The organism is Streptomyces sp. HSW2009 (assembly GCF_040240285.1).
Lineage (GTDB): Bacteria > Actinomycetota > Actinomycetes > Streptomycetales > Streptomycetaceae > Streptomyces.
The window spans coordinates 1-25191 of record NZ_JBEHZD010000047.1; the positions used below are offsets into that span (position 1 = coordinate 1).

A 25191-nucleotide genomic window follows, 5' to 3' on the forward strand; every position below is an offset into this window, starting at 1 on the left:
GGTCACCCTCGTCGACCTGGAACGGCGCTGCACCACCGGCGGGGTGGGCGGCGCCGGGGGCCCCCGCTCCGCGCTACAGCGGCCCCCCCCCCCCCCCCCCCCCCCCCCCCCCCCCGCGCCCCCCGGGCCCCCCCCCCCCCCCCCCCCCCCCCCCCCCCCCCCCGCGCCCGCCCGCCCCCCCGGGGGGGGGGGGGGGGCCCCCGGGCCCGAAAGCCTTCCTACGGCGCCGATGGCCGGTCAGCACGGGGCGCCCACCGACCGGACGCCGGCGCGAGCCCAAGCTGGGCCCGGAGCCGAACCAGTCAGAGCCGGGCCGCAGGGCCAGGGCCAGGCCACAGCGCTGCGCAGCGCCGGGCGGGAGCTACCGTACGAAGACCCCCGCATCCCCGGCCAGTTCCAGGAAGTACTGCGGCGCGACGCCCAGCACCAGCGTGACCGCGACCCCGATGGCGATCGCCGACGAGGTCAGCACGCTCGGCACCGCGACCGTGGGGCCGTCCGCCCGGGGCTCGCTGAAGAACATCAGCACGATGACCCGGATGTAGAAGAACGCGGCGATGGCCGACGACACCACACCCACCACGACCAGCGCGCCCGCGCCGCCCTCCGCCGCCGCCTTGAAGACCGCGAACTTGCCGGCGAAGCCCGAGGTGAGCGGGATGCCGGCGAAGGCCAGCAGGAAGACCGCGAAGACCGCGCCGACCAGCGGCGAACGCCGGCCGAGCCCGGCCCACTTCGACAGGTGGGTGGCCTCGCCGCCCGCGTCCCGCACCAGCGTGACCACGGCGAACGCGCCCAGCGTCACGAAGGAGTAGGCCGCCAGGTAGAAGAGGACCGAGGAGACGCCCTGCTCGTTGGTGGCGATGACGCCCGCCAGGATGAAGCCGGCGTGGGCGATGGAGGAGTACGCGAGCAGCCGCTTCATGTCGGTCTGGGTGACCGCGACGATCGCACCGCCCAGCATGGTGACGATGGCCACCCCCCACATCACCGGACGCCAGTCCCACCGCAGCCCCGGCAGCACCACGTACAACAGGCGCAGCAGCGCGCCGAAGGCCGCGACCTTGGTGGCCGCCGCCATGAAGCCGGTGACCGGGGTCGGAGCGCCCTGATAGACGTCCGGGGTCCACATGTGGAACGGCACCGCGCCGACCTTGAAGAGCAGCCCCATCAGCACCATCGCGCCGCCGATCAGCAGCAGTGCGTCGTTGCCCATCGTCTGGGCCAGCGCCGGAGTGATGTCGGCGACCTCGCCGTCGACCACGTCGGCGATCCGGCCGTAGCTGACCGAGCCCGCGTACCCGTACAGCAGGGCGATGCCGAACAGCAGGAACGCCGAGGAGAACGCGCCGAGGAGGAAGTACTTGACCGCCGACTCCTGTGACATGAGCCGCTGGCGGCGGGCCAGCGCGCACAGCACGTACAGCGGCAGCGAGAACACCTCAAGGGCGACGAACAGCGTCAGCAGGTCGTTGGCCGAGGGGAAGACCAGCAGCCCGGCGACCGCGAACATCAGCAGCGGGAAGACCTCGGTGGTGGTGAAGCCGGCGCGGGTGGCCTCCCGCTCCGCGTCGCCGCCGGGCACCGCCGCGGCCTGGGCCGCGAACGAGTCCACCCGGTTGCCGTGCGCCGCCGGATCGAGCCTGCGTTCCGCGAAGGTGAAGACCGCGACCAGCGAGACCAGCAGGATGGTGCCCTGGAGGAAGAGCGCCGGGCCGTCCACCGCGATGGCGCCCTCCGCCGCGACCCGCGCCTTGCTGGTGCCGTAGTCGCCGACGGCCAGGCCGATGACGGCGGCGAACGCGGCGGCGACGCCCAGCACGCTGGTGAACAACTGCGCCCCGTACCGCGCCTTGCGGGGCAGCAGCGCCTCGATCAGTACGCCCACGATGGCCGCGCCGAGAATGATCAGCGTGGGTGAGAGCTGGCCGTACTCGATGTGCGGCGCCTCGAACTTCTGCGGCGACTCGGCCGCCGTGGTCCACAGGCTGTGGACCGTTCCGGGATCTGCCACGGCGCTCACTTCGCGGCCTCCACCTCATGTGCGGGGACATCGGGCTTGGGGTCCTGCTTGTCGACCACGGACAGGGTGTGGCCCACGGCCGGGTCGACCATCTCGGTGATCGGCTTCGGATAGACGCCGAGGAAGACCAGCAGGGCGATCAGCGGGACCACCACGGTCAGCTCGCGCGCCTTCAGGTCGGGCATGTTCTCCACGCCCGCCTTGACCGGGCCCGTCATCGTGCGCTGGTAGAGGACCAGTACGTACAGCGCGGCGAGCACGATCCCGACGGTGGCGACGATGCCGATCGCCGGATAGCGGCTGAAGGTGCCGACCAGCACCAGGAACTCGCTGACGAACGGGGCGAGCCCCGGCAGCGACAGGGTGGCCAGACCGCCGATCAGGAAGGTGCCGGCGAGGACCGGGGCCACCTTCTGCACCCCGCCGTAGTCGGCGATCAGCCGCGAGCCGCGGCGGCTGATCAGGAAGCCGGCGACCAGCAGCAGGGCGGCCGTGGAGATCCCGTGGTTAAGCATGTACAGCGTCGCACCGCTCTGCCCCTGGCTGGTCATCGCGAAGATGCCCATGATGATGAAGCCGAAGTGCGAGATCGAGGCGTACGCCACCAGCCGTTTGATGTCCCGCTGACCGACCGCGAGCAGCGCCCCGTACAGGATGCTGATCACCGCGAGCACCAGGATCACCGGCGTCGCCCACTTGCTGGCCTCCGGGAAGAGTTGGAGGCAGAAGCGGAGCATCGCGAACGTGCCGACCTTGTCGACCACCGCGGTGATCAGCACGGCGACCGGCGCGGTGGACTCGCCCATCGCGTTCGGCAGCCAGGTGTGCAGCGGCCACAGCGGGGCCTTCACCGCGAAGGCGAAGAAGAAGCCGAGGAACAGTAGCCGTTCGGTGTTGGTGGAGATGGACAGTTCGCCGCTGGCCCGGGCCTCCGCGATCTGTTGCAGCGAGAAGGTACCGCTGCCCAGGTCGTCGGCGGTGACCGCGTACAGACCGATGACGGCGGCCAGCATGATCAGCCCGCCCGCCAGGTTGTACAGCAGGAACTTGACCGCCGCGTAGCTGCGCTGGGTGGCCGTCTCGCTCTCCGACAGCGCGCCGGCCCGGTCGCCGAAGCCGCCGATGAGGAAGTACATCGGGATCAGCATGGCTTCGAAGAAGACGTAGAACAGGAAGACGTCGGTGGCCTCGAAGGAGAGGATCACCATCGCCTCGACCAGCAGGATCAGGGCGAAGAAGCCCTGGGTGGGGCGCCACCGGCCGTGGCTGATGGACTCGGCCTCCGCGGCGCCGCCCACCGCGCCGCCGGCGCCGTCGGCCGGCTCCGGCGGGTCCGCGTCGTGCCACCCGGCGAGCATCACGAAGGGGATGAGCAGCGCGGTGAGCGCGACCAGCACCACTCCGATGCCGTCCACCCCGAGTTCGTACCGCACGCCGAAGTCCGCGATCCAGGCGTGCGACTCGGCGAGTTGGTAGGTGTCGTTGCTGTCCGGGTCGAAGCGGATCAGGGTGGCCGCCGCGAACGCCAGGGTGGCCAGCGAGAACAGCAGGGCCACCCACTTGGCCGCGGTGCGCTGCGCGGCGGGAACGGCGGCGGTGACGATGGCGCCGGCCGCCGGCACCACGGCCGTGGCCGTCAGCAGGGGAAATGACATGTCAGACCGCCCTCATCAGCAGGGTCGCGGCGATCAGGACCGCCGTACCGCCGAACATCGAGACCGCGTAGCTGCGCGCGAAGCCGTTCTGCATCCGCCGCAGCCGCCCGGACAGTCCGCCGACCGAGGCCGCCGTGCCGTTCACGACGCCGTCCACCAGCTTGTGGTCGACGTAGACCAGGCTGCGCGTCAGGTGCTCCCCGCCGCGCACCAGGACCACGTGGTTGAAGTCGTCCTGGAGCAGGGCGCGGCGGGCGGCGCGGGTGAGCAGCGAGCCGCGCGGGGCGACCCGCGGGACCGGCTTGCGCCCGTACTGCGACCAGGCGAGCGCGACGCCGACGACGAGCACCACGACGGTGGAGGCCGTGACGGTGGCCGCGCTCAGCGGCGAGTCGCCGTGGTCGTGCCCGGTGACCGGCTCAAGCCAGTGCACGAACCGGTCGCCGACGCTGAACAGCCCGCCCGCGAAGACCGAGCCGAAGGCCAGCACGATCATGGGGATGGTCATCGACTTGGGCGACTCGTGCGGGTGCGGCTCGGCGTGCTCGCCGCGGGTCTCGGCGGCCGGCTCGGCGCCCGGCGCCGCGGGCGCGGCGGGCGAGGGAGTCGCCGTCTTGCGCCAGCGCTCCTCGCCGAAGAAGGTCAGCAGCATCACGCGGGTCATGTAGTACGCGGTGATGGCCGCGCCGAGCAGGGCCGTGCCGCCCAGAATCCAGCCCTCGGTGCCGCCCTTGGCGAACGCCGCCTCGATGATCTTGTCCTTGGAGAAGAAGCCGGACAGACCGGGGAAGCCGATGATCGCCAGATAGCCGAGGCCGAAGGTGATGAAGGTGACCGGCATGTACTTCCGCAGGCCGCCGTACTTGCGCATGTCGACCTCGTCGTTCATCCCGTGCATCACGGAACCCGCGCCGAGGAAGAGGCCGGCCTTGAAGAAGCCGTGCGTGACCAGGTGCATGATCGCGAAGACGTAGCCGATGGGGCCGAGGCCGGCGGCCAGGATCATGTACCCGATCTGCGACATGGTCGAGCCGGCCAGGGCCTTCTTGATGTCGTCCTTGGCGCAACCGACGATGGCGCCGAAGATCAGGGTGACCGCGCCGACGGTGACCACCGCGGTCTGCGCGTCGGGCGCGGCGTTGAAGATCGCGCCGGAGCGGGTGATCAGGTAGACGCCGGCGGTGACCATGGTGGCGGCGTGGATGAGGGCCGAGACCGGGGTCGGGCCCTCCATCGCGTCCCCCAGCCAGGACTGGAGCGGCACCTGCGCCGACTTGCCGCACGCCGCGAGCAGCAGCATCAGCCCGATCGCGGTCAGCTTGCCCTCGCCGGTCTCGCCGGTCGCCGCCAACACCGGCCCGAAGGCGAAGGTGCCGAAGGTGGTGAACATCAGCATGATCGCGATGGACAGGCCGACGTCGCCGACCCGGTTGACCAAGAACGCCTTCTTGGCCGCCGTGGCCGCGCTCGGCTTGTGCTGCCAGAAGCCGATCAGCAGGTACGAGGCGAGGCCGACGCCCTCCCAACCGACGTACAGCAGCAGGTAGTTGTCGGCGAGGACGAGCAGCAGCATCGCGGCGAGGAACAGGTTGAGGTAGCCGAAGAAGCGCCGGCGCCGCTCGTCGTGCTCCATGTAGCCGATCGAGTACAGGTGGATCAGCGTGCCCACGCCCGTGATCAGCAGGACGAAGGTCATCGACAACTGGTCGAGCTGGAAGGCGACGTCCGCCTGGAAGCCCTCGACCGGAATCCAACTGAAGAGGTGCTGGTGCATGGCCCGGTGGTGCTCGTCCTCGCCCAGCATGTCGAAGAAGAGCAGTGCGCCGATGGCGAAGGAGGCCGCGGCGAGCAGGGTGCCGAGCCAGTGGCCGACGCGGTCCAGCCGCTTGCCGCCGCACAGCAGCACGCCCGCGCCGATCAGTGGCGCCGCGATGAGCCATCCGATGAGGTTCTCCACTGTCGCTACCCCTTACAGCTTCATCAGGCTGGCGTCGTCGACCGAGGCCGAGTGGCGGGAGCGGAAGATCGACACGATGATCGCGAGGCCGATGACGACCTCGGCCGCGGCGACGACCATCGTGAAGAAGGCCACGATCTGTCCGTCGAGGTTCCCGTGCATCCGGGAGAAGGTGACGAACGCCAGGTTGCAGGCGTTCAGCATCAGCTCGATGCACATGAACACGACGATCGCGTTCCGCCGGATCAGCACCCCCGTCGCGCCGATGGTGAACAACAGGGCGGCCAGGTAGAGGTAGTTGACCGGGTTCATTTGACCTCCTCCTCGGCCTTGACCGGGTCGGCGGCCGAGGCGGCCGACCCGTTGCGGGCGGACGGTGTGCGCGCACCGGCCGGGCCGCCCTCGGCGTCCCCGGAGCGCTCAAGCCACTCCTCGGAGCGCTGTTCCAGTGCGGCGAGCTCGGCCAGCGCGGCGCCGGACACGTCGCGGATCTGGCCCCGGCCGCGCAGCGTGGCGTTGACCGTCTGTTCGGACGGGGTGCCGTCGGGCAGCAGACCGGGGACGTCCACGGCGTTGTGCCTGGCGTAGACGCCGGGCGCGGGCAGCGGGGTGAGCTGGCGGCCCTCGCGAATCCGGTGGGTCGCCAACTCGCGCTGGGTCTTCGCGCGTTCGGTGCGCTCGCGGTGGGTGAGCACCATCGCGCCGACCGCCGCGGTGATCAGCAGGGCGCCGGTGATCTCGAACGCGAAGACGTACTTGGTGAAGATGAGCTCCGCCAGGCCCTCGACGTTGCCGCCGGCGTTGGCCTGGCCAAGGCCCTCGGAGGTCTTCAGCGAGGCGTTGCCGATGCCGGCGACCAGCAGGATGCCGAAGCCGAGGCCGCAGCCGGCGGCCAGCCACCGCTGCCCCTTGATCGTCTCCTTGACGGAGTCGGCCGCGGTGACGCCGACGAGCATCACGACGAAGAGGAAGAGCATCATGATCGCGCCGGTGTAGACGACGATCTGCACGACGCCGAGGAAGTACGCGCCGTTGGCGAGGTAGAAGACCGCCAGGATGATCATGGTCCCGGCGAGCGAGAGGGCGGAGTGCACCGCCTTCTTCAGCAGGATGGTGGCGAGCGCGCCGAGCACGGCGACGGTGCCCAGAATCCAGAACTGGACGGCCTCGCCGGTGGAGGTGGTGGAGGCCGCCGCGGCCAGTGTGCTCACGCCGTGGCCCCCTTGCGCTGCTCGGCCGCGCGGCCGTCGGCGGACCCGGCCTCGGCGGATGCGCCGCCTGCCGGCTCCGCGTCCGCACCCTCGTCCGCCGGCCGTTCGCCCTTGCTGACCGCGACCTGCCGCACCGTGCCGGGCGCGGCCTCGGTGACCAGACCGCGGTAGTAGTCCTGCTCGTCGGTGCCGGGGAAGATCGAGTGCGGCGATTCGACCATGCCCTCCTGGAGGCCGGCCAGCAGCTCTTCCTTGGTGTAGATGAGCGACTCGCGGGTCCGGTCGGCCAGTTCGTACTCGTTCGTCATGGTCAGCGCCCGGGTCGGGCACGCCTCGACGCACAGGCCGCACAGGATGCAGCGCAGGTAGTTGATCTGGTAGACGCGGCCGTACCGCTCGCCCGGGGAGTAGCGCTCCTCCTCGGTGTTGTCCGCGCCCTCCACGTAGATCGCGTCGGCCGGGCAGGCCCAGGCGCACAGCTCGCAGCCGATGCACTTCTCCAGCCCGTCCGGGTGCCGGTTGAGCTGGTGGCGGCCGTGGAAGCGGGGCTGCGTGGGCTTCTTCTGCTCGGGGTACTGCTCGGTCAGCCGCTTCTTGAACATGGCCTGGAAGGTCACGCCGAAGCCGGCCACCGGATTCTGGAAGTCAGGCACGGTCGGCCTCCTCCTGCGCCGGGGGTACGGGGGTCGCCCCCCGGGGGACTGCCTCCTGAACGTCAGGCACCGCCCGCCTCCTTTCCGTCACTGACAGTGTCTCCCCCACCACTGACAATGAGCTCGCGCTCGTGGCGCGGCCGGCGTCGTGGTACGGGCGGCAGGGTCTGCCCGGGCAGCGGCGGTACGGGGAATCCGCCGGCCAGCGGGTCGAAGGCGGGTTCTGGCGGGGCCTGTTCGGCGGTGCGCTGTTCCTCCCGGTCGCGGTACACGTCCCAGACGAAGGAGAGCAGGAGCAGCGCGAGGACGGCGCCGCCGACGTACAGCACGATGTCCTGGAACTCGTAGTCCTCGTTGCGCAGCGCCCGCACCGTGGCGACCAGCATCAGCCACACCATGGAGACCGGGATGAGGACCTTCCAGCCCAGCTTCATGAACTGGTCGTAGCGCACCCGCGGCAGCGTGGCCCGCAGCCAGACGAAGCCGAAGAGCAGCACGACCAGCTTCCCGGTGAACCAGAGCATCGGCCACCAGCCGTGGTTGGCGCCCTCCCAGACCGTGCTGATCGGGTACGGGGCCCGCCAGCCGCCGAGGAAGAGGGTGACCGCCACCATCGAGACGGTGACCATGTTGATGTACTCGGCGAGCATGAACATCGCGAACTTGATGGACGAGTACTCGGTGTTGAAGCCGCCGACCAGGTCGCCCTCGGACTCGGGCATGTCGAACGGGGCCCGGTTGGTCTCGCCGACCATCGCGATGATGTAGATGATGAAGGAGACCGGCAGCAGGAGCGCGTACCACCGGTCCTGCTGCGACTCGACGATGGCCGAGGTGGACATCGAACCCGAGTGCAGGAAGACCGCGGCGAACGCCAGGCCCATCGCGATCTCGTAGCTGATCATCTGGGCGCACGAGCGGAGCCCGCCGAGCAACGGGTACGTCGAGCCGGACGACCAGCCGGCCAGCACGATGCCGTAGATCCCGACCGATGCGGTGGCCAGGATGTACAGGACGGCGATCGGCAGGTCGGTGAGCTGCATCGTGGTGCGCTCGCCGAAGATGGAGATCTCGTTGCCGGCCGGGCCGAACGGGATGACGGCCACGGCCATGAAGGCCGGGACCGCGGCGACGATCGGGGCGAGTACGTAGACCGCCTTGTCCGCCCGCTTGACGATGATGTCTTCCTTGAGCATCAGCTTCACGCCGTCCGCGAGGGACTGCAACATGCCCCACGGACCGTGCCGGTTGGGGCCGATGCGCAGTTGCATCCACGCGACGACCTTGCGCTCCATCACGATGGAGATCAGCACGGTCACCATCAGGAACGCGAAGCAGAAGACCGCCTTGATGACCACCAGCCACCACGGGTCGTTCCCGAACATCGACAGGTCCTCTGCCGCGAGATTCGGCAGGTCGGCGTATGCGCCAGTGGCGATGCCGTTCATCCCTCCACCTCCGTGCCGGGCTGCGGCGGGGCCGCGGCGATCGAGACCAACTCGCCGGTGCGTACGCCCAGATCACGCTGGGCGCCGCCGCCGACCGACTGGAGCGGCAGCCACACCACGCGATCGGGCATGTCGGTGACCACCAGCGGCAGCGTCACCGTGCCGGCCGGGCCGCGCACCAGCAGCGGCTGCCCGTCGTGGGCGCCGGCCTCGGCGGCGGTCGCGGCCGAGAGCCGGGCCACCGCGGCGTGCCGGGTGCCGGCCAGCGCCTCGTCGCCGTCCTGGAGCCGGCCCTGGTCGAGCAGCAGCCGGTGGCCGGCGAGCACCGCCTGACCGGCCTCCGGACGCGGCAGCGACGCGCCGACCGGCGGCGTCGGCGGGGTGACGGCGGTCTGTGCCGTGTCCCAGCCGCCGAGCCGGTCGAGTTCGCGGCGCGCGGCGCGCACGTCGGGCAGGGCGATCGGCGCGTCCAGCGCGTCGGCGAGCATGTGCAGCACCCGGCCGTCGGGCTGGACGTGCCGGCGCACCATCTGGTCGGGCTTGACCGCGGCCTCGAACGGCCTGGCCCGCCCCTCCCAGTTGAGGAAGGTGCCGGACTTCTCGACGACGGCCGCCACCGGCAGCACCACGTCCGCCCGGTCGGTGACCTCGGAGGGCCGCTGCTCCAGGCTGACCAGGAACGGCACCGCGTCCAGCGCGGCCAGCGCGCGGGCCGGGTCCGGCAGGTCGGCCACCTCGACGCCGCCGACGAGCAGCGCGCCGAGTTCGCCGTCCGCGGCGGCCTCGATGATCTGCGTGGTGTCGCGCCCGTGCCGGGCCGGCAACTCCCGCAGCCGCCACACCTCGGCGACCTCCTCGCGGGCGCGCGGGCTGGTCGCGGGCCGGCCGCCGGGCAGCAGTCCGGGCAGCGCGCCGGCCTCGATGGCGCCGCGTTCGCCGGCCCGGCGCGGAATCCAGGCCAGGGTGGCGCCGGTGGCGGTGGCCAGCCGGACGGCGGCGGTGAGCGCGCCGGGCACGGTCGCCAGGCGCTCGCCGACCACGAGGGCGGCGCCGTCGGCGCGCAGCGCGTCGGCCGCCTGCTGCCCCACCTCGTCCAGGCCGACGCCGCCGGCCAGCGCGTCCAGCCACTCGGTCTCGGTGCCGGGCGCGGCGGGCAGCAGCGTGCCGCCGGCCTTGGTGAGTCCGCGGGTGGCGTACGGGGCGAGGCCGAAGGTGCGCTGCCCGTGCTTGCGGTGCGCCTTGCGCAGCCGCAGGAAGACCCCGGGCGCCTCCTCCTCGGCCTCGAACCCGACCAGCAGTACGGCCGGCGCCGCCTCCAGGGTCGCGTTGGTCAGGCCCCGACCGTCCAGGTCCCGCCCGCGGCCGGCGACCTGCGCGGCGAGGAAGTCGGCCTCCTCGCCGCTGTGCGCCCTGGCCCGGAAGTCCACGTCGTTGGTGTCGAGCGCGACCCGTGCGAACTTGGCGTAGGCGTACGCGTCTTCGACGGTCAGCCGGCCGCCGGCCAGTACGCCGGCCCGGCCGCGCGCCCCGATCAGCCCGCGGGCCGCGACCGCCAGCGCCTCGGGCCAGCTCGCCGGCTCAAGTTCGCCGCTGTCGGCGTTGCGCACCAGCGGGGTGGTGAGCCGGTCGGGCCGCTGCGCGTACCGGAAGGCGAACCTGCCCTTGTCGCAGATCCACTCCTCGTTGACCTCGGGGTCGTTCGCGGCCAGCCGCCGCATGACCTTGCCGCGCCGGTGGTCGGTGCGGGTGGCGCAGCCGCCGGCGCAGTGCTCGCAGACGCTGGGCGACGAGACCAGGTCGAAGGGGCGGGAGCGGAACCGGTAGGCGGCCGAGGTCAGCGCGCCCACCGGGCAGATCTGGATGGTGTTGCCGGAGAAGTACGACTGGAAGGGGTCGCCCTCGCCGGTGCCGACCTGTTGGAGTGCGCCGCGCTCGACGAGTTCGATCATCGGGTCGCCGGCGATCTGGTTCGAGAAGCGGGTGCAGCGGGCGCACAGCACGCAGCGCTCGCGGTCGAGCAGCACCTGGGTGGAGATGGGGACCGGCTTGGCGAAGGTGCGTTTCTGCCCCTCGAACCGGCTCTCCGCGTCGCCGGTGGACATGGCCTGGTTCTGGAGCGGGCACTCGCCGCCCTTGTCGCAGACCGGGCAGTCCAGCGGGTGGTTGATGAGCAGCAGTTCCATCACGCCGCGCTGGGCCTTCTCGGCCACCGGCGAGCTGAGCTGCGACTTGACGACCATGCCGTCGGTGCAGGTGATGGTGCAGGAGGCCATCGGCTTGCGCTGGCCCTCGACCTCCACGATGCACTGCCGGCAGGCGCCCGCCGGATCGAGCAGCGGATGGTCGCAGAAGCGCGGGATCTCGATGCCGAGGAGTTCGGCCGCGCGGATGACCAGGGTGCCCTTGGGCACGCTGATCGGGGCGCCGTCGATGGTCAGGGAGACCAGGTCTTCGGGCGGCACCGCCGCAGCGCCGCCGGAGGAGGGGCCCGCGGTGGAACCACTGCTGGCTCCCGTGGTCGTGACGGTCACGCGTTCACCTCCAGGTGGGCGTTGGTGTGGTCGTCGGACCAGGCCACGGACCTGGCCGGGTCGAAGGGGCAGCCCCGGCCGCCGAGGTGCTGCTCGTACTCCTCGCGGAAGTACTTGAGCGAGGAGAAGATGGGGCTCGCAGCGCCGTCGCCGAGCGCGCAGAAGGACTTGCCGTTGATGTTGTCGGCGATGTCCTGGAGCTTGTCGAGGTCCTCGGCGCGGCCCTTGCCGGCCTCGATGTCGCGCAGCAACTGGACGAGCCAGTACGTGCCTTCGCGGCAGGGCGTGCACTTGCCGCAGGACTCGTGCGCGTAGAACTCGGTCCAGCGGGTGACGGCGCGCACCACGCAGGTGGTCTCGTCGAAGCACTGGAGCGCCTTGGTGCCGAGCATCGAGCCGGCGGCGCCGACGCCCTCGTAGTCCAGCGGGACGTCCAGGTGCTCGTCGGTGAGCAGCGGCGTGGAGGAGCCGCCCGGGGTCCAGAACTTCAGCCGGTGGCCGGGGCGGATGCCGCCGCTCAGGTCGAGGAGTTGGCGCAGCGTGATGCCGAGCGGCGCCTCGTACTGGCCGGGGCGGGCGACGTGGCCGGAGAGCGAGTACAGCGTGAAGCCGGGCGACTTCTCGCTGCCCATCGACCTGAACCAGTCCTTGCCCTTGTTCAGGATCGCGGGAACGGACGCGATGGATTCGACGTTGTTCACCACGGTGGGGCACGCGTACAGACCCGCGACGGCCGGGAAGGGCGGCCGGAGTCGGGGTTGGCCGCGGCGTCCTTCGAGCGAGTCGAGCAGTGCGGTCTCTTCCCCGCAGATGTACGCCCCGGCGCCGGCGTGCACCGTGAGGTCGAGGTCGAGCCCGCTGCCGAGGGCGTCACGGCCGAGGTAGCCGGCCGCGTATGCCTCGCGCACGGCCTCGTGCAGCCGCCGCAGCACGGGGACGACCTCGCCGCGGAGGTAGATGAAGGCGTGCTGGGAGCGGATGGCGTAGCAGGCGATGATCATGCCTTCGATCAGCGCGTGCGGGTTGGCGAAGAGGAGGGGGATGTCCTTGCAGGTGCCGGGTTCGGATTCGTCGGCGTTGACGACCAGGTAGTGCGGCTTGCCGTCGCCCTGCGGGATGAACTGCCACTTCATCCCGGTAGGGAAGCCGGCGCCGCCACGCCCGCGCAGCCCCGACTCCTTCACGTACGCGATGACGTCGTCGGGCGGCATGGCCAGCGCCTTGCGCAGTCCCTCGTACCCCTCGTAGCGCCGGTAGGTCTCCAGCGTCCAGGACTCGGGTTCGTCCCAGAGCGCGGAGAGCACCGGGGCGAGCAGTTTCTCGGGGCTGGTGCCGTCGGTGTCGGGCTGGGCTGTGCCGCCGGTTTCGGTGGACACGGTCATCACTCCCCCTCCTCGGCCACGGGCCCTGCGGGGTGGCTGGGGTCGGACGCGGCGGTGGGCCGCGGCGCATCGTGCGAGCTGGGGTGGGACTCGGGCGCCTGCTGGCCGGGGCCGGGCGGGGCCGGCTCGGTCGGGGCGCGCTCGCCGCGCGGGGCGACGACCTTGCCGGGGGCCGCCTCGCCCTTGGCGAGCTTGAGCCCGACCAGCGAGGCGGGGCCCGCGCCACCGCTGGCGGCCACCGCGCCGGGCCGCTCGTCGGGGAAGCCGGCCAGGATGCGCGCCGTCTCCTTGTACGTGCACAGCGGCGCGCCCCGGGTGGGGTGCACGGTGCGGCCGGCGCGCAGGTCGTCGACGAGGGCCTTGGCCGACTCGACGGTCTGGCCGTCGAAGAACTCCCAGTTGACCATGACGACGGGGGCGAAGTCGCAGGCGGCGTTGCACTCGATGTGTTCGAGGGTGACCTTGCCGTCGTCGGTGGTCTCGTTGTTGCCGACGCCCAGGTGCTCCTGGAGCGCCTCGAAGATCGCGTCGCCGCCGAGCACCGCGCACAGCGTGTTGGTGCAGACCCCGACCTGGTAGTCGCCGCTGGGCTTGCGCCGGTACATGGAGTAGAAGGTGGCGACCGCGGTGACCTCGGCGGTGGTCAGCTCCAGGACCTCGGCGCAGAACCGGACGCCGGTGCGGCTGACGTGCCCTTCTTCGGACTGCACCAGGTGCAGCAGCGGCAGCAGCGCGGAGCGGCTGTCGGGGTAGCGGGCGATCACCTCCGCGGCGTCGGCCGCCAGCCTGGCCCGTACCTCGGCCGGGTAGTCGGGGGCCGGCAACTGGGGCATGCCCAGCGCTACGTCATGTGCACCGCTCACCGGTCGACGCCTCCCATCACGGGGTCGAGGGACGCCACGGCCACGATGACGTCGGCGACCTGGCCGCCCTCGCACATCGCCGCCATGGCCTGGAGGTTGGTGAAGGAGGGGTCCCTGAAGTGGACCCGGTAGGGGCGGGTGCCGCCGTCGCTGACGGCGTGCACGCCCAGTTCGCCCTTGGGCGACTCGCCGGCCGCGTACGCCTGCCCCGGCGGGACCCGGAAGCCCTCGGTGACCAGCTTGAAGTGGTGGATCAGGGCCTCCATCGAGGTGCCCATGATCTTCTTGATGTGGTCCAGCGAGTTGCCCAGCCCGTCCGGGCCGAGGGCGAGCTGCGCGGGCCAGGCGATCTTCTTGTCGCCGACCATCACGGGGCCCGGCTCCAGCCGGTCCAGGCACTGTTCGACGATGCGCAGCGACTGGTGCATCTCCTCGACCCGGATCAGGAACCGGCCGTAGGCGTCGCAGGTGTCCACGGTGGGGACGTCGAACTCGTAGTTCTCGTAACCGCTGTACGGCTGTGTCTTGCGCAGGTCGTGCGGCAGGCCCGCGGAGCGCAGCACCGGTCCGGTGACGCCGAGCGCCATGCAGCCGGCCAGGTCCAGGTAGCCGATGTCCTGGAGGCGGGCCTTGTAGACCGGGTTGCCGGTGGCGAGCTTGTCGTACTGCGGGAGGTTCTTGCGGAGCTTCTTGAGCAGTTCCCGCAGGTGCTCGACGGCGCCGGGCGGCAGGTCCTGGGCGAGGCCGCCGGGGCGGATGAACGCGTGGTTCATGCGCAGCCCGGTGATCAACTCATAGGCGTCCAGGATCATTTCGCGGTCGCGGAAGCCGTAGACCATGACCGTGGTGGCGCCGAGTTCCATGCCGCCGGTGGCGATGCACACCAGGTGTGAGGAGAGCCGGTTGAGCTCCATGAGCAGCACCCGGATCACCGAGGCCCGGTCGGGGATCTGGTCCTCGATGCCGAGCAGCTTCTCCACCGCCAGGCAGTACGCGGCCTCGTTGTAGAACGAGGTCAGGTAGTCCATGCGGGTCACGAACGTGGTGCCCTGGGTCCAGGTGCGGAACTCCAGGTTCTTCTCGATGCCGGTGTGCAGGTAGCCGATGCCGCAGCGGGCCTCGGTGACCGTCTCGCCGTCGATCTCCAGGATCAGCCGCAGCACGCCGTGCGTGGAGGGGTGCTGCGGGCCCATGTTGACGATGATCCGCTCGTCGTCGGTACGGGCCGCGGCGGCGGCGATCTCGTCCCAGTCGCCACCGGTGACCGTGTAGACGGTGCCCTCGGTGGTCTCGCGCGGCGCCGACGAGGACGGCTCGGCATCGGCCGGGGCGGGTCCTGACGTGGGGTGGGCGTGCGAGGTGCTCATTAGCTGTACGACCTCCGCTGGTCGGGAGCCGGGATCTGCGCGCCCTTGTACTCGACGGGGATGCCGCCGAGCGGGTAGTCCTTGCGCTGCGGGAAGCCCTGCCAGTCGTCGGGCATCATGATCCGCGTGAGGGCGGGGTGGCCGTCGAAGATGAGGCCGAAGAAGTCGTACGCCTCGCGCTCGTGCCAGTCGTTGGTCGGATAGACGTCGACGATCGACGGCACGTGGGGGTCCCGGTCGGGGGCGCTCACCTCAAGGCGGATCAGCCGGTTGTGGGTGAGCGAACGCAGGTGGTAGACGGCGTGCAGTTCGCGGCCGGTGTCGCCGGGGAAGTGCACGCCGCTGACGCCGGTGCACAGCTCGAAGCGGAGCGCCGGGTCGTCGCGGAGCGTACGGGCGACGCGCGGCAGGTGCTCGCGGGCGATGTGGAAGGTCAGCTCGCCGCGGTCCACCACGGTCTTCTCGATGGCGTTCTCCGGGAGCAGCCCCTGCTCGTCGAGTGCGCCTTCGAGTTCGTCGGCGATCTCGTCGAAGACGCCGTACCCGGTGGCGCCGTCCGGCCCGCCGTAGGGGCGGGTGGCCGCGCCCGGCAGCCGCACGGTGCGCACCAGGCCGCCGTAGCCGGTGGTGTCGCCGCCGTTGTTGGCGCCGAACATGCCGCGCCTGGTGCCGATGACCTCGCCGCCGTCGCCGCGCTGGCCTGGCAGGTTGTTGGCGTTCACGTCCTGGTCGGGGTTGGTGCCGGTCGGCCCGCTCTGCTCGCTCACCGCAGCAGCCCCTTCATCTCGATCAGCGGGAGCGCGTTGCGCGCCGCTTCCTCCGCCTCGCGCGCGGCCTGCTCGCGGTTGACCCCGAGCTTGCCGCCCTGGATCTTCTGGTGGAGCTTGAGGATGGCGTCGAGCAGCATCTCGGGCCGGGGCGGGCAGCCGGGCAGGTAGATGTCGACCGGGACGATGTGGTCGACGCCCTGCACGATGGCGTAGTTGTTGAACATCCCGCCGGACGAGGCGCACACGCCCATGGAGATGACCCACTTGGGGTTCGGCATCTGGTCGTAGACCTGCCGCAGCACGGGCGCCATCTTCTGGCTGACCCGGCCGGCGACGATCATCAGGTCGGCCTGCCGGGGCGAGCCGCGGAAGACCTCCATGCCGAACCTGGCGAGGTCGTAACGGCCGGCGCCGGTGGTCATCATCTCGATCGCACAGCAGGCGAGGCCGAAGGTGGCCGGGAAGACCGAGGACTTACGGACCCACCCTGCGGCGCTCTCCACGGTCGTGAGCAGAAAACCGCTCGGCAGTTTCTCTTCGATACCCATGGCTTGTCGCTCCTCCCGCTTCCGTTAGTCCCATTCCAGGCCGCCGCGGCGCCAGACGTAGGCGTACGCGACGAAGACGGTGAGCACGAAGAGGAGCATCTCGACGAGCCCGAACAGGCCGAGCGCGTCGAAGGTGACGGCCCAGGGATATAGGAAGACGATCTCGATGTCGAAGACGATGAAGAGCATCGCCGTCAGGTAGTACTTGATGGGGAAACGCCCGCCGCCGGCCGGCTGCGGGGTCGGCTCGATGCCGCACTCGTAGGCTTCGAGCTTCGCCCGGTTGTAGCGCTTGGGGCCGATGGTCGTGGCCGCCACCACGGAGAAGATCGCAAAGCCTGCCCCGAGGGCTCCTAGTACGAGGATGGGCGCATAGGCGTTCACCGCTCCTCGCTCCTCTCAGTCGACGATGACTGCTGGGCTCCCCCGGCGGGGGAGGGCTGCGTCGGGCGCGCTCACTGCCAAAAGATCGCGAACATGTGAGGCAGTTCACAAGCCCGATTCGCCTGCATCCTATGCCTGCCACCTTGTGATCTGCGACACGGGGTACGGGACCGAGTTTGTGATCTCCACCACCTGACGAACGATCATGAAGTCGGATGAGCGGTGACCCTTCTACGGGAAGCGGTCGAGTGATCACCAATGGTGATAATCAAGGGTGTTACTGCTGGTCAGGGCGGGCTTGCACTACCAAGAAGTGGTACATGCATGCAAATTGGCCATGGGTCATACGACCTGATATAGGGGTCACGGCGGCGCCGCCCGGCGCGCAACGCCCCGCGACGCGGCCGGAGATCGTCGGCTCGCGCCTCCATTCACGGGGGGTCGCAGTGTGACGTGTGACACATCGTCACTCGTTCGAGATCTCGATTCTGCGGCGACCCTTGGCAGCCATCACCCGATGGTGATAGGCGCGCCCGGGAGGCCTGTTGACCGCCAAAAGCCATGCGTAGGCGCATGATCGCTAAAATCGGACCGGCCGCGACCGGGGACCCCCAAGATCAACTTGGCCGAAATCTAGGCGTGCGCACGTCAATTGTGGCGAGCGCCACGTTTGTTGTGGTCAACCTCTGCATCCTGATAGCCGTTGTTCCCATGTCCCAGACCGCTCACATACCCAGCCACCGGAAGCCCCGTCGCTCCGCTTCTTCGCGGGCACTTCGCGCAGGGGTGACCGGTGGCCTCCTCACGCTCACGGTGGCCGGAACTGCCGTCTCGGCCTCCGCGACCGAGCCCACCGCGGCCGAGACCACGCAGGAACTGCCCACGTTCACCGCCGACCTGGCGCTGAACGCGGCCCAGTCCGCCGACGCCACCGCGCAGGCCGCACACGGCTACCAGCTCCAGGACCAGCAGGAGCAGGCCGCCGACAAGGCGCGCGCCGAGGCGAAGAAGACCAAGTCCGAGGCCGACCGCAAGGCCAAGGAGGCGAAGGAGCGCGCCGAGCGCGCCGCCGCCAAGCGCGCCGCCGCTGCGAAGGAGGCCCGCGAACGCGCCTCCCGCACCTCCGAGCGCACCACGCTCAGCACCAACAGCGCGAGCACCGCCAGCTCGACGAGCACCGCGAGCACGAGCAACAGCTCCGACGCCCCGTCCTCGTCCGACGCCCCGGCCACCTCGCAGACGCAGGCCCCGTCCACCTCGACGGGCAGCGGCAACGCGGCCACGGTGATCGCCTTCCTCAAGGCGCAGGTCGGCAAGGCGTACGTGCCCGGCGCGATGGGCCCGTCCTCGTACGACTGCTCCGGCCTGACGAGCATGGCCTTCCGCCAGGTCAACATCAACCTGCCGCGCATCTCGCAGAACCAGTCCGTCACCGGCACCCAGGTCTCGCTGAGCAACCTCCAGCCCGGCGACATCCTCTACTGGGGCAGCGCGGGCAGCGCCTACCACGTGGCGGTCTACATCGGCGGCGGCCAGTTCATCGGCGCCCAGAACTCCAACACCGGCGTGGTCCAGCGCAGCATGAACTACGACATGCCCACGGGCGCGGTCCGGGTCCTCTGACCTGACCCCACCGGGCGCCCGACCCCCCTCCTGCGCAGCGCTCGCGCGCGTCGAGGTGCGGGTGGCGCCGTCGTGCGCGGGTGTACGCGAAGGGCCGGCACTCTCCTCCGGGAGGGCGCCGGCCCTTCGCGTTGCGCCGAAACGGCCCCGTACGCCCGCGAGGAGGCCCGAACGCGGCACGGTCGGCCATCGTGGCCGAAGAGCACCCTTCCCACCGGGACACGGCCACCCGCGCCCCCGGAGCCGGGGAGCCGGTTCACCCGGATCGCTCCCGTTCCGGCAGGTCCTGCGGTTACGGTGCTGTACACGCATCGAGGACACGGGGGACGACGTGATCACTGTGATGTTGTTCGTGGGCGGAATGATCGGCACGGTCGTGGGCCTGACCATCAAGCTGCGCCGCCGCGGCGGGGTGCGCGGCGAGTCGGCGGACGAACTCCGCATCGAACAGGCCCGCAGGGAACAGGCGAGCGGCGCCCGGACCAGCTACAGCTCGATCAACGTGCGGAGCACGTTCGGGCTGACGACGGAGGATCTGCACAAGTACCACCGGTGAGGGGGCAGCAGCAGCCGGGGGCAAGGGCGCCGCATGCCCGGCTCGTTACGCCCGGCTCGATTCCCCCGAGCACTCGCACGTCTCCTCGCGCGCGATACCGGCTCCAGCCCGTCTCCTGACCGCGGCATCGGCCCGGCGTCTCGGACGTGCCCTGGGATGGGGCGGGTGTGGCTGCTGCCAGGTGCGGTGTGGGTGGGGCGTGTGAGGTGGTTGCCGGTGCGGGGTGAGGCGGTCGCCGGTTCGGCGCAGTCGTCGCTTCCCGGAGGCGCCAACTCTGCCCCGTAGCAAGGTCGTTAACTCGGCTGGTGGGGATGGCGGGAAGCATGGCACGGTACGCCCAGGGCTTCGATCAGAACTGGGGAAGGTGCCATGCCAGCGAGGGAGAACCCGACCGCACGCCAGGTGCGATTGGGTGCTGAGCTACGGAAGTTACGCGACGCAGCAGGCAAAACGGCGCGCGAGGCGGCCGGTCACCTGTCCACGGACCAGGCGAAGATCAGCCATATAGAGGCGGGCAAGATCGGGGTCTCCGAGGAGCGCATCAGGCGGCTGGCCGCGTTCTACGGGGGCGCCGACGAGACACTGCTCGACGCATTGTGTGCCATCGCCAGGGAACACCGTGGCCAATACTGGTGGGACGAGTACCGCAATGTGCTCGCGCCCGGCTTCCTGGACATCGCGGAACTCGAACACCATGCGACGGCGCTGCGCACGATGCATTCCGTGACACTGCCCGGCGTATTCCAGACCGAGGAGTACGCGCGCGCCGTCTGTAGCGGCCACATTCCGACGCTCAGCGCCGATGAACTGACCGTCCGGGTCGCCCACCGAATGCGCCGGCGTGGCATTTTGGAGCGCACCGAGCCACCCCCGTTCGAAGCGATCATCCACGAGGCGGCGCTGCGTATGCGCTTTGGTGGCCGGCAGGTGGCCAGAGCGCAGTTGGAAGCGCTCATCGAGGCAACCGACCGGCCCGGGGTGACCATCCGCGTCATACCGTTCACCTGCGAGGACTTCATCGAGGCGACACAGTCGGTGCTCTATGCGGCGGGGCCCGTGCCCCAGCTAGACACCATACGCATAGACAGCGTGCTGGGTGGTCTCTTTCTCGGAGCCCATATGGAACTCAAAAGGTACGGGGCACTGCTCGACAATGCCGTAGCGGCTTCGCTCGACATGACGGAGTCACGGCACCTCATCCATCACATCGCACGAGAACTGTGAGAATGCCAGACATGGAACCGAAGTGGCAGAAATCCTCGTTCTCCGGCGCCGGAGGCGAGGAGTGCGTTGAAATCGCCGAGTTCGGCGACTTCATTGCACTCCGCGAGAGCGACGCCCCGGATCGGGTCATGCTGACCAGCCGGAGCAGGTTCGGCGCCTTCACCCGACACATTCAGGCCGGAGCCTGGGACCACCTCGCCCGGCGATGACCCGCTGATCGTCGAAAGGCCCCTCGAATGCCGTCGCACGCGGCGGAGTTCGGGGGGCCTTTCGTGTACCTCGCACGCCACGTACGCCACGTACGCCACGGGCTGGCCGTGTCGAGTGGCGGAAACTCTGCGGTCGGCCCGCCGACCACCCGGCCCCCGCGACCGCGCCCCACACCCCACACCCAGCAGCCCTTGCCTTCAACCTTGGTTGAAGTCTTACGGTCCCGACAGGGCCCGCTCGACGGGCGGGCCGCGTACCGAAGTGCCAGGAGGGGACCCCGTGACGACGACCCAGCAGATGTCCGACGCCGAACTCGCCGGCCAGCCCGCCGCGTACTGGACGGGGGTCGCCTATGAGGCGCTCATCGCGTTCACCCGGGCCCGGCAGGCCGAACAGGGCTATACGCAGCCGCAGTTCTGGCTGCTGCGCAACCTGTCGGTGAACGACATCTCGCCCGACGGCGAGGGGATGTCCCTGTCTGCGCTGCGCGCGGCCATGGCCTCCTACCTCAGGCCCGAGGACGATCTGGCGGCCGAGGCCGCGGTGCTCGTGGAACGCGGCTGGCTGAGGCGGGACGCCGAGGACCGGCTGTGGCTCACCGAAGCCGGCGAGCAGGCCCGCGTCGACCTGGGGCGCAACGCTCCCGCGATCCGCGCCGCCCTCCACGAGGGCATCACCGATGCGGACTACGTCACGACGTTGAAGGTGCTTCAGCGGCTGATCAGCAATGCGGGCGGGCCGGCCGCCTGAGGACCGGATGCGGCGGGGCCGGGGTGCAGTGGACCGGGTTGTTGCGGCGGGGCCGGCCGCGCAGGACCGGGACGCGGAGTACTCGGCCACGGAGGACCGGGGCGCGGCGGTACGCACCGAGGCAGCGCCGGCCGACACCGAGGCAAGCAGCCGGTACGTGCGAGGCAGCCGGCCGGCACCGAGGCAGCCGGCCGACACCGAGGCGGGCGCCGGCGCAGACCGGAGCAGGCCGCCACCGCACACCGGGGCGGGCACCCCCTGCACACCGGGGCGGGCGGTCCGCGCGTCGGTCCGTCCGCCCCGGTCGCAGGTTTCTCAGGCTCGGGGCGTCACCTTCGTGAGCCCGTTGATGATGCGGTCCATCGCGTCGCCGCCGGTCGGGTCGGTCAGGTTGGCCAGCATCTTCAGGACGAAGCGCATGAGGAGCGGGTGCGTCAGGCCGCGCTCGGTGGCGATCTTCATGATCTTGGGCTGACCGATGAGCTTCACGAAGGCGCGGCCCAGCGTGTAGTAACCGCCGTAGGTGTCCTTGAGGACCCGCGGGTAGCGCTCCAGGGCCGCCTCGCGCTGGGCGGCGGTCGGGCGGGCCTTGGCCTGCACGATGACCTCGGAGGCGATCTGCGCCGACTCCATGGCGTACGCGATGCCCTCGCCGTTGAACGGGTTGACCATGCCGCCGGAGTCGCCGACGAGCAGCAGCCCGCGGGTGTAGTGCGGCTGCCGGTTGAAGGCCATCGGCAGCGCCGCGCCGCGGATCGGGCCCGTCATGTGCTCGGGCGTGAACTGCCAGTCCTCGGGCATCGAGGCGCACCACGCCTTGAGGACCTCGCGCCAGTCCAGGTCCTTGTAGCCGCTTGAGGTGTTGAGCACGCCGAGGCCGACGTTGCAGGTGCCGTCGCCCATGCCGAAGACCCAGCCGTAGCCGGGCAGCAGCTTGGGCGTGGCGCCGCGCCGGTCCCACAGCTCCAGCCAGGACTCCAGGTAGTCGTCCTGGTCGCGCGGGCTCTCGAAGTAGGTGCGCACGGCCACGCCCATCGGGCGGTTCTCGGCCCGGTGCAGGCCCATCGCGAGGGAGAGCCGGGAGGAGTTGCCGTCGGCGGCGACGACCAGCGGGGCGTGGAAGGTGACCGGGGTCTTGTCCTCGCCGAGCTTGGCGTGCACGCCGGTGATGCGGTTGGTGCGCGGGTCGATGATCGGCGCACCGACGTTGCACCGCTCGTACAGCCGCGCCCCCGCCTTCTGCGCCTGCACCGCGAGCTGCTCGTCGAAGTCGTCCCGCTTGCGGACCAGGCCGTAGTCCGGGTACGAGGCCAACTCGGGCCAGTCGAGCTGGAGTCGGGTGCCACCGCTGATGATGCGCAGGCCCTGGTTGCGAAGCCACCCGGCTTCCTCGCTGATGTCGATGCCCATGGCGACGAGCTGCTTGGTGGCGCGCGGGGTGAGTCCGTCGCCGCACACCTTCTCGCGCGGGAACGCCGTCTTCTCAAGCAGCAGGACGTCGAGGCCGGCCTTGGCCAGGTAGTACGCGGTGGTGGAACCGGCGGGCCCCGCGCCCACCACGATCACGTCGGCGGTGCGCTCGGAGAGCGCGTCGTCGCCGAGGCCGACGGCGATCGCGGACGGAGTGCGCGGGCCCTTGGTCGTGGTGATGCGGGTCGCCCCCTTCGGCGGGGTGGTGCTGCCGGCCGCGGCGGCGTCGCTGCTGCTCGCGACGGGCTCGGCGGTCTCGGCCACGGCGTCGGCGGTGGCTTCTGGGGTGGTGGAGGTGGCCGGTTCTATGGCGCTGCTCGCGGCGGACTCGGCGGCTCCGGTCCCGGTCCCGCTCTTCCCCGGGGCGTCGGTCTCGGTGGCGCCGGTCTGGGGAAGGTCGGTCTCGGCGGGGGCGTTCTCGCTCACGGAGGTTCTCCCGAAGACTCGGTATCTACGTGCCGGTCGCGCCGGGCACTGGACGGGTGCAGTCTATGTGGCGTACGCAAAGTCGCGAGAAGGGTGCCCGCATGCCGATGTCTGGAGCTGCTGTGCAGTTGCGAGTGCCGATACCGGAGGACGCGGCGGCCTGGCACGGGCTGTTCGACGATCCGGAGGTGATGGAGTTCCACGGCGGTGCCTCGCACGACCTCGCCCACTACGAGGCGTTCACCGCACGGCAGCGCGCCCACCACGACCACGTCGGCGTGTGCCTCTACACCCTGCTCGACGCGGCGGGTGAGCCCGTCGGCTTCACCGGCGCCCAGCCGTGGCCCAACGAGTGGGGACCGCAGGGCGAGATCGAGATCGGCTGGCGGCTCGGCCGCGCGCACTGGGGCCGGGGTTACGCGACGCTCGCCGCCGAAACGACGTTGGAGCGGGCGCGCGCGGTCGGCATCCGGCACCTGGTCGCCATGGTCGTCCCGGAGAACGCGCGGTCCATCGCGGTCGCCCAACGGCTGGGCATGAAGGAGGCCGAGACCTATGTCTCACCGGTCTCCAAGACCCGCGGCCTCTGCTTCCGCCTCGACCTCTGAGCCACCGGGGGCACGCCGGAATCGCGTACGACCCGGGACCTCGTACGGTCCGGAATCTCGTACGGCCCGGGGCCCCGTACGACCCGGGACCCCGTACGGTCTGGGGCCCCGCACGAACCGGGCGCCGTCCCACCGGCGGGGCCGGGCGCGCGGACCGGCCGGCCGGTGGGGGCGAGGCCCGCGGACCGGCCGGCCGATGGCGCCCGGGCCCGCCGCGTGCCGACCTGACGCCGGATCAGCCGCCCTGCGCCCAGGTCAGCAGCGCCGTGTCGAACGCCTCCCGGTCGACCGGGAAGGTCTCGGCCGGGCCCTGGTAGTAGATCGCGTACTCGGTGCCGTCGGCCGTCACGTACGCCTGGTCGATGGCGTGCATCGTGCGGCCCGTCTTCTTCTCCACCCAGGTGAACTCCCAGCGGGCGCCCGGCCGGTCGTGGAAGGTGTTGGCGGTGAGGGCCAGGCGCTGGTAGTCCCCGGTGCGTCCGGAGGTGATGCCCTCCAGCTCCTGGAAGTGCTCGAACGCCGACTGGCCGGTGCCGCGCACGATGCCGATGCGCAGATAGCTGTTGGCGGCCGAGCCGGCCCCGCGGTAGTCGATCTGGCCGCTGCGCACCTCGCGCTCCCAGTCGGCGGGCACGGCCAGCGAGAAGCCCTGCGGGTCCCGGGCGGTGCGGTAGCCCTCGGGCGGGGTGTCCGGGTCCCGCGCGTCGCCGAGGGAGTCGGTCGGCTCGCCCGTGGGCCGGCCCGTGACGTCGTCCATGGGGTCGGTGCTGTTCGGCGCGGCGGGCGTGCCCGTTGGTTCGGACGAGGGGTCGGACGAGGGGTCGGGGGCCGCGGTCTCCTGGCTGGGCGACGGGCCGCCCGTGGTCCCGTCGGACGGGCCCTGGCTCGGCTCCGTCCGGTGCGGCTCCCGGCTCTCCACCTTGCTGGCCGAACTGTCGCTCTTGTCCTGCCAGAGCAGGACGCCGGCCGTGATCCCGCCGCCGATCACGAACGCCGCGGCGCCGACCCCCAGCCACACCAGCGCCCGCCGCCGCCTGACCCCGCGCCGCGGCCCGTCGCCCTGCCGCACCAGGGTGGTCCCGTCGACCGTCACGGGGCCGCCCGCGCCTGACGTGCCGTACGGATCGGGGCCGGGGCCGTGGGCTGTGGCGCCGTGGGCCGCGTACGGCTCGGCAGGGGGCTCGGCGTACGGCTCCGCGTACGGCGCGGCGGGTCCGGCGCCCGGAGCGTACGGGTGGACCCCCGACTGCGGCTGGGCGGGCGGCTCGGCGGGCGGCTCGGCCGGCCACTGAGGGGGCTGCTCCGGCTGTGGGTACGCCGCGCCGGGCGGCGGGGTGGCGTGCCCGTCGTGCGGCGGTACGTCCGGGTGGCCGCCGGCCCGGGGCGGCGGGACGTAGGTGGCCGGCGCGGTCGGGGGGTCGGGGGTTTTGGGGGGTGGTTTGGGGGGGGGGGGGGGGTGGCTGGGGGTCGCTCAAATACAACACAAACAACAAACAATATTATTTTTTTTGTTTTCCCCCCCCCCCCCCGCC

Annotated in this window: 23 protein-coding genes; 6 read left to right on the forward strand and 17 right to left on the reverse strand. The window is 71.0% G+C overall.

Annotation, left to right across the window (positions count from 1 at the left end):
* Positions 1-73 precede the first annotated feature (73 nt).
* From AAHZ94_RS06235 to AAHZ94_RS06305, 15 genes are all read right to left on the reverse strand, one after another.
* Positions 74-244: a hypothetical protein gene (locus AAHZ94_RS06235; RefSeq protein ID WP_349991207.1), complete on the reverse strand. Its 171-nt coding sequence runs from the start codon at positions 242-244 to the stop codon at positions 74-76.
* 117 nt (positions 245-361) lie between these two features.
* The gene (gene nuoN, locus AAHZ94_RS06240) at positions 362-2014 is read right to left on the reverse strand and encodes an NADH-quinone oxidoreductase subunit NuoN (protein ID WP_502964592.1); all 1653 of its coding nucleotides are present in this window, start codon (positions 2012-2014) and stop codon (positions 362-364) included.
* 5 nt (positions 2015-2019) lie between these two features.
* Positions 2020-3678 (reverse strand): NADH-quinone oxidoreductase subunit M, encoded by a 1659-nt coding sequence (locus tag AAHZ94_RS06245; RefSeq protein ID WP_349991210.1) that lies wholly within the window; start codon positions 3676-3678, stop codon positions 2020-2022.
* A gap of 1 nt (position 3679) precedes the next feature.
* Complete coding sequence (nuoL, locus tag AAHZ94_RS06250) at positions 3680-5635, reverse strand: NADH-quinone oxidoreductase subunit L (protein WP_349991212.1); 1956 nt, start codon at positions 5633-5635, stop codon at positions 3680-3682.
* Positions 5636-5647: 12 nt separating this feature from the next.
* A complete protein-coding gene (gene nuoK / locus AAHZ94_RS06255; RefSeq protein ID WP_349991213.1) occupies positions 5648-5947 on the reverse strand; it encodes an NADH-quinone oxidoreductase subunit NuoK in 300 nt (99 codons plus the stop codon).
* On the reverse strand, positions 5944-6846 hold the full coding sequence (locus tag AAHZ94_RS06260) for an NADH-quinone oxidoreductase subunit J (protein WP_349991215.1): 903 nt from the start codon (positions 6844-6846) through the stop codon (positions 5944-5946). The genes nuoK and AAHZ94_RS06260 overlap by 4 nt, the downstream gene beginning before the upstream one ends.
* Positions 6843-7499 carry an NADH-quinone oxidoreductase subunit NuoI gene (gene nuoI / locus AAHZ94_RS06265; protein WP_349991216.1) on the reverse strand — a complete coding sequence of 219 codons (657 nt, stop codon included), beginning with the start codon at positions 7497-7499 and terminating at the stop codon, positions 6843-6845. Before nuoI ends, AAHZ94_RS06260 begins: the two co-directional genes overlap by 4 nt.
* 62 nt (positions 7500-7561) lie before the next feature.
* Entirely contained in the window at positions 7562-8947 is a 1386-nt protein-coding gene (nuoH, locus tag AAHZ94_RS06270) for an NADH-quinone oxidoreductase subunit NuoH (protein WP_349991218.1), read from the reverse strand.
* The gene (locus AAHZ94_RS06275) at positions 8944-11478 is read right to left on the reverse strand and encodes an NADH-quinone oxidoreductase subunit G (RefSeq protein WP_502964593.1); all 2535 of its coding nucleotides are present in this window, start codon (positions 11476-11478) and stop codon (positions 8944-8946) included. Before AAHZ94_RS06275 ends, nuoH begins: the two co-directional genes overlap by 4 nt.
* Positions 11475-12860 carry an NADH-quinone oxidoreductase subunit NuoF gene (gene nuoF, locus AAHZ94_RS06280; RefSeq protein WP_349991219.1) on the reverse strand — a complete coding sequence of 462 codons (1386 nt, stop codon included), beginning with the start codon at positions 12858-12860 and terminating at the stop codon, positions 11475-11477. Before nuoF ends, AAHZ94_RS06275 begins: the two co-directional genes overlap by 4 nt.
* Entirely contained in the window at positions 12860-13693 is an 834-nt protein-coding gene (nuoE, locus tag AAHZ94_RS06285) for an NADH-quinone oxidoreductase subunit NuoE (RefSeq protein WP_349991238.1), read from the reverse strand. Before nuoE ends, nuoF begins: the two co-directional genes overlap by 1 nt.
* A 26-nt stretch (positions 13694-13719) precedes the next feature.
* Positions 13720-15090, reverse strand: a complete 1371-nt coding sequence (locus AAHZ94_RS06290) for an NADH-quinone oxidoreductase subunit D (RefSeq protein WP_349991221.1) — start codon at positions 15088-15090, stop codon at positions 13720-13722.
* Positions 15090-15857, reverse strand: a complete 768-nt coding sequence (locus AAHZ94_RS06295; RefSeq protein ID WP_349991223.1) for an NADH-quinone oxidoreductase subunit C — start codon at positions 15855-15857, stop codon at positions 15090-15092. Before AAHZ94_RS06295 ends, AAHZ94_RS06290 begins: the two co-directional genes overlap by 1 nt.
* Positions 15854-16408 carry a NuoB/complex I 20 kDa subunit family protein gene (locus AAHZ94_RS06300; protein ID WP_349991224.1) on the reverse strand — a complete coding sequence of 185 codons (555 nt, stop codon included), beginning with the start codon at positions 16406-16408 and terminating at the stop codon, positions 15854-15856. Before AAHZ94_RS06300 ends, AAHZ94_RS06295 begins: the two co-directional genes overlap by 4 nt.
* A 24-nt stretch (positions 16409-16432) precedes the next feature.
* Positions 16433-16792, reverse strand: coding sequence for an NADH-quinone oxidoreductase subunit A (locus tag AAHZ94_RS06305; protein WP_349991225.1), 360 nt, complete (start codon positions 16790-16792; stop codon positions 16433-16435).
* Positions 16793-17503: 711 nt separating this feature from the next.
* On the opposite strand from AAHZ94_RS06305, the gene AAHZ94_RS06310 reads away from it, so the two are divergent.
* The 5 genes from AAHZ94_RS06310 (at position 17504) to AAHZ94_RS06330 (ending at position 21155) form a co-directional block, all read left to right on the forward strand.
* Positions 17504-18415, forward strand: a complete 912-nt coding sequence (locus AAHZ94_RS06310) for a C40 family peptidase (protein ID WP_349991226.1) — start codon at positions 17504-17506, stop codon at positions 18413-18415.
* Positions 18416-18746: 331 nt separating this feature from the next.
* Positions 18747-18971: a hypothetical protein gene (locus tag AAHZ94_RS06315; RefSeq protein WP_349991228.1), complete on the forward strand. Its 225-nt coding sequence runs from the start codon at positions 18747-18749 to the stop codon at positions 18969-18971.
* Positions 18972-19340: 369 nt separating this feature from the next.
* Positions 19341-20195: a helix-turn-helix domain-containing protein gene (locus AAHZ94_RS06320; RefSeq protein ID WP_349991229.1), complete on the forward strand. Its 855-nt coding sequence runs from the start codon at positions 19341-19343 to the stop codon at positions 20193-20195.
* A gap of 11 nt (positions 20196-20206) precedes the next feature.
* Complete coding sequence (locus AAHZ94_RS06325) at positions 20207-20404, forward strand: DUF397 domain-containing protein (protein WP_349991230.1); 198 nt, start codon at positions 20207-20209, stop codon at positions 20402-20404.
* Positions 20405-20702: 298 nt separating this feature from the next.
* Entirely contained in the window at positions 20703-21155 is a 453-nt protein-coding gene (locus tag AAHZ94_RS06330; protein WP_349991239.1) for a winged helix DNA-binding protein, read from the forward strand.
* A gap of 315 nt (positions 21156-21470) precedes the next feature.
* Here the strand turns inward: AAHZ94_RS06330 and AAHZ94_RS06335 are convergent, their stop codons facing one another.
* The gene (locus AAHZ94_RS06335; RefSeq protein ID WP_349991241.1) at positions 21471-22769 is read right to left on the reverse strand and encodes a geranylgeranyl reductase family protein; all 1299 of its coding nucleotides are present in this window, start codon (positions 22767-22769) and stop codon (positions 21471-21473) included.
* Between the two features lie 389 nt (positions 22770-23158).
* Here AAHZ94_RS06335 and AAHZ94_RS06340 point away from each other — a divergent pair, with 389 nt between their 5' ends.
* Positions 23159-23659 (forward strand): GNAT family N-acetyltransferase, encoded by a 501-nt coding sequence (locus AAHZ94_RS06340; protein WP_349991232.1) that lies wholly within the window; start codon positions 23159-23161, stop codon positions 23657-23659.
* 235 nt (positions 23660-23894) lie between these two features.
* Here AAHZ94_RS06340 and AAHZ94_RS06345 read toward each other — a convergent pair whose 3' ends face one another.
* Positions 23895-24752 (reverse strand): serine/threonine kinase C-terminal domain-containing protein, encoded by an 858-nt coding sequence (locus AAHZ94_RS06345; RefSeq protein ID WP_349991234.1) that lies wholly within the window; start codon positions 24750-24752, stop codon positions 23895-23897.
* Between the last annotated feature and the right edge of the window lie 439 nt (positions 24753-25191).